Genomic DNA, 4,049 nt, shown 5'->3' on the forward strand with positions numbered 1-4,049 from the left:
CCGCGACCGCGCGACCCCTCTCCTCCGGGGGCCTGCCGCGCCCCCCCCCCGTGGTGGAGGGGGAGCGCCGGGTCGGCTGAGCCGCCGGCCCTGCCGGGCATCCCGGCCGTTCCGGCGGGGCCTCAGGTGCCCGATGCGGTGGACCGGCGCAGGCCGAGGCTGACCGCCAGCGCGCCCAGGGCGGCCACCAGCGCGAGCCCGGTGCCGATCAGCAGGGTGCCGTCCGTGACGTTGCCGAAGGTGCCGATCGCCCAGGCGCCGAGGCCGGTGCCCGCGTACATGGTCGAGGTCAGCCACGCGCTGGAGGTCGCGCGCAGCTCCGGGGCGATGGTGCCGGCCAGCGTCTGCTGGTCCGTCACGAAGCCTCCGGAGGCCAGGAACCACACCACCACGCCGGCCAGGGCGAGGACCAGGCCGGGCCCCTTGGCCGCCAGCGCGACGCCCGCCGCCAGCAGCACGCCCCACAGCGGCAGCATCGGCAGGTCGGAGCGCCCGGCGGTCCTGGCCCGGTCCCCGAGCCGGCCGCCCAGCAGCGAGCCGACCAGGCTGCCCGCACCGACCAGCACGCCCACCAGGCCCAGGGCCTGCACCGACAGGTCGAAGCGCTGCACCAGCACCGCGCCGAGGAAGGTGTAGGCGCCCAGGTTGGCCGTGTTGAACACCGTGTTGACCAGCAGGGCGCGCCGCAGCGTCGGGTCGGCCCAGCCCGCCAGGATCGCCCGGACCGCCCCCACCTGCGGCGCGGCCGCCTGCGCCGAGCGGCGCTGGACCTGGCTCAGCAGCAGCGGCACGGCCGCCGCGGTGCCGATGGTCAGCGCCCAGAACGCCGACCGCCAGCCGGCCAGTCCGGCGAGGAAGCCGCCGAGCGGCACGCCGATCACCTGGCCGCAGGAGAACAGCGCCATGCCCAGGCCGAGGGCCCGGCCGCGCACCGCCTCCGGTGCGGTCTCGGCGATGTGCGCCCAGATCGCCGGCCCGGCCGCGGCCGCCGCCAGCCCGGCCACCGCGCGGGAGACGACCAGCAGCGTCAGCCCGGTGGAGAGGGCGGCCGCCGCGTTGGACACGACGAACAGCAGGGTGCCCGCCACCAGGGTGCGGCGGCGGCCGAACCGGTCGCTCAGCAGCCCGAGGAAGGGCGCCGCGACGGCGTACACCAGCACGTAGGCGGTGACGCTGGAGGCGGCGGCCGCCTCGGTGGTGTGCACCGAGTCCGCGATGGTCGGCAGCAGCGGCGACACCAGGAAGGTCTCCGTGCCGAACAGGAACAGCAGGAGGAACACTCCCGCGTAGCGCCACCGTTCGAAGGCCTGGGCCGGCGCCAGGGGCGGGACGTCCTCGGCCTGTTCGGGCCGGGGCGGGTCGGAGATGCTGCTCACAGCGATCACCACCTTGTCGTGCGAGGGAGCGGCCGGGCCTTCGGACGGCAGGCGGAAGCGGCCGCGACGGGAGGGCAGGAGTCCGATGCGGCCATCCTGCGGACGGCCCTCGCGGCCAGCCAGACAGGCGGTCATCCTGTGACCCCAGGTCACAGGCTGCCGCCCTGGTCCGGCCGGTGGCACGGCGGCCGACCACTGACCGACCCCGCCGCCGCCCGCCGCCTCGCAGGTCGGCCGAGGGTGGTCGCGATCACCAGGGAAGTGAGGTTAGGCTAACCAAACTTGATGGCTGGTCGAGGGTGAGGGCGGTGCCGGGGATGCACAGTCAGGGTGAGCCGGGGCGGGCGCGGACACGGGACGGCCGGGAGCTGTTCTACATGCGGCGGCCGGGGCCCGGCGGCGAGGGCGTGCCGACGGTCGTGCTGGAAGGCGGGCTCGCCTCCAGCCGCTCGTACTGGGCGCCGGTGCAGCTCCGGCTGGACGGGGTCGCGGCCACGGTGGCGTACGACCGCAGCGGGCTCGGCCGCAGCGCGCCGGACCCGGCGCCGCGCCCGCTGCGCCGCCTCGCCGAGGACCTCAACGACCTGCTCGACCACCTCGACCACCTCGACCACCTCGGCGGCCTCGGCCCCGGGCCGTTCGTCCTGGTCGGGCACAGCTGGGGCGGGCCGATCGTCCGGATAGCCGCTGCGGCCCGCCCCGAGCGGATCGCGGGCCTGGTGCTGGCCGACCCGACGGACGAGTCCTGCGACCTGGTGTTCGCGCCCTCGGTGCGCCGCCAGGAGCGGATCGGGCAGGCGGTCAGCATGCTGCTGGCCCGCACCGGCCTGCTGGCCCGGGCCTTCCGGCCGATGCTCGACGCCCTGCCGGCGGACGCCGCGGCCGAGATGCGCGAGGAGGGGTTCACCGTCTCCACCATCCGCACCCGGGGATCCGAACTCGGCTCAGTGGTGGCGGACTTGACCGCCATGAAGGAGAACCCGCCGGCCCTGGGCGGCATCCCGCTCACGGTGGTCTCGGCCGTCCGGACCTCGACCGGCATGGGCTCGAAGGTCCGGGAGGCCGTGAACGCCTCGCACGCCCACCGCGTCGGCCGGGCCGAGGTCGGGCGCCACGTACTGGCGGCCGACGCCGACCATCTGGTGCCGACCAGCGACCCCGACACCCTGGCGCGCGAGATCCGGCGGATCGTCGAGGGCCGGGCACCCGCCTAAAAATTGACTGGCCGTCAGTTTCCGATGATCTCCAGGCTGGCGGCGATGCCCGGAACGCCGCCGGGGTAGGTGTTGCCGCCGAGGTAGAAGGTGTGGCCGTCCGGGGCGAGTGCCAGGCCGGTGGCGAGTTCCACCTTCTGCGGGTTCACCGTCTCGGCGGGGACGAGCGCGTGGGCCTCGGTGTCGTAGGAGAGGATCACGCTCTCGTAGTGGTAGCCGGGAGGGGTGGGTCCGCCCGGGGCGACGAAGACGGTCGACTTGGAGATGAAGTACAGGCGGCTCCCGTCCGGGCTGACGACCGGGTAGCGGAGGTCGGTGTTGCCCGGTGCGAAGTGGAAGTTCTCGGTGACGGTATCGGTCTCGGTGTCGACGAGGTAGTCGCTCTCGTAGCCGCCGAGGCCGTACAGCGTGCTGCCGTCGGGGCTGAGCACCGCGCCGCCGGAGGCGCCGTGTCCGGCGGTGAGGGTGCGGACGGTGGTGAGCGAGGTGGGCGTGGCGGCCAGGTGGACCAGGCCGGCTCCGGTGGTGACGTACAGGTCCTGGCCGTTGGGGCGCAGGACGATCGAACCGACGCTGAAGTCGGTGACGCCGACGGAGGCGGTGAAGGTACCGGTGGCGGTCGAGTACGCGAGGACCCGGGCGGGCTGGAAGCCCCAGCGCTGCCGTGGCCCGTTCTGGGCCAGGTAGACGCCGGCGCCGTCCGGGCTGACCACGAGGGAGCTCGGTGAGCCGTCCACGTACCCGTCGGGGTGCGGCTGGATCGGGAGCAGGACGTCGGCGGCCACCGTGTCGCTGTCGGTGTCGATGGTGACCAGGTGCTGCGCCCCCACGGTCGCGTACAGCCGCGTGCCGTCGGGGCTCATCGCCAGCGCGCCGACGAAGGAGTTCGCGTCGGTGGAAAGGGTGAGCCGGGCGGTGATCCCGCCGGTCCGGGTGTCGACGACCTTGACCACGGGCGTGCCGCGGGGGTCGTCGGTCACCCCGACGTAGGCCTTCGTGCCGTCCGGGGTGACGGCGGTCGTCGGGTACGCGTACCCCACCGGGACGACCTGGGGGGCCGTGGTGGTGGCGGGCTGTGCGGTGGCGACCCCGGTTCCGGTGGTCAGCAGCAGGCCGACCGATGCCGCGGTGCCCAGCCAACGGGCCCTTGCCATGAGCGACTTCACGAAATCCTCCCCTGCGACACACGATGCGTCCGCATCGGCGGGAGCCAGAGTATGGGGCGGGGAAGGCGAGTTGGGCGCCGATGACGCAGTCGACGATTCGGCGTAGACGCCATGGCGCCCATGCCTACGGCACATGACGGGGCGCGTGACGGGGCACACGGCGGGCGCGACGCTGCCCGGATCGCCGCCGCTCAGCGCATGACGCGGCCCCGCTCAGCGCGTGAGCCCCGCTCAGCGCACGAGGCGGCCCCGGTGCCGGGGTATCCCTTCACCGGGGGCGCCACCGCGTGCCG

3 protein-coding genes are annotated in these 4,049 nt (G+C 74.6%); 1 reads left to right on the top strand and 2 read right to left on the bottom strand.

Translation table 11 applies throughout. The annotated features are described in order from the left end of the window. Nucleotides 1-122: 122 nt before the first annotated feature. Nucleotides 123-1,376, bottom strand: coding sequence for an MFS transporter (locus ACFV6I_RS35575; RefSeq protein WP_380430037.1), 1,254 nt, complete (start codon nucleotides 1,374-1,376; stop codon nucleotides 123-125). Between the two features lie 317 nt (nucleotides 1,377-1,693). Between ACFV6I_RS35575 and ACFV6I_RS35580 the strand changes: the two genes are divergently transcribed. Then, nucleotides 1,694-2,590: an alpha/beta fold hydrolase gene (locus ACFV6I_RS35580; RefSeq protein ID WP_380430040.1), complete on the top strand. Its 897-nt coding sequence runs from the start codon at nucleotides 1,694-1,696 to the stop codon at nucleotides 2,588-2,590. A gap of 14 nt (nucleotides 2,591-2,604) precedes the next feature. Here the strand turns inward: ACFV6I_RS35580 and ACFV6I_RS35585 are convergent, their stop codons facing one another. Beyond that, on the bottom strand, nucleotides 2,605-3,744 hold the full coding sequence (locus ACFV6I_RS35585) for a WD40 repeat domain-containing protein (RefSeq protein WP_380430043.1): 1,140 nt from the start codon (nucleotides 3,742-3,744) through the stop codon (nucleotides 2,605-2,607). Between the last annotated feature and the right edge of the window lie 305 nt (nucleotides 3,745-4,049).

This window comes from Kitasatospora sp. NPDC059803, from assembly GCF_042732255.1.
Lineage (GTDB): Bacteria > Actinomycetota > Actinomycetes > Streptomycetales > Streptomycetaceae > Kitasatospora.

Coding starts and splice junctions, on each gene's coding strand:
- ACFV6I_RS35580 (WP_380430040.1), top strand. CDS start 1,694: ATGCACAGTCAGGGTGAGCCGGGGCGGGCGCGGACACGGGACGGCCGG.
- ACFV6I_RS35585 (WP_380430043.1), bottom strand. CDS start 3,744: ATGGCAAGGGCCCGTTGGCTGGGCACCGCGGCATCGGTCGGCCTGCTG.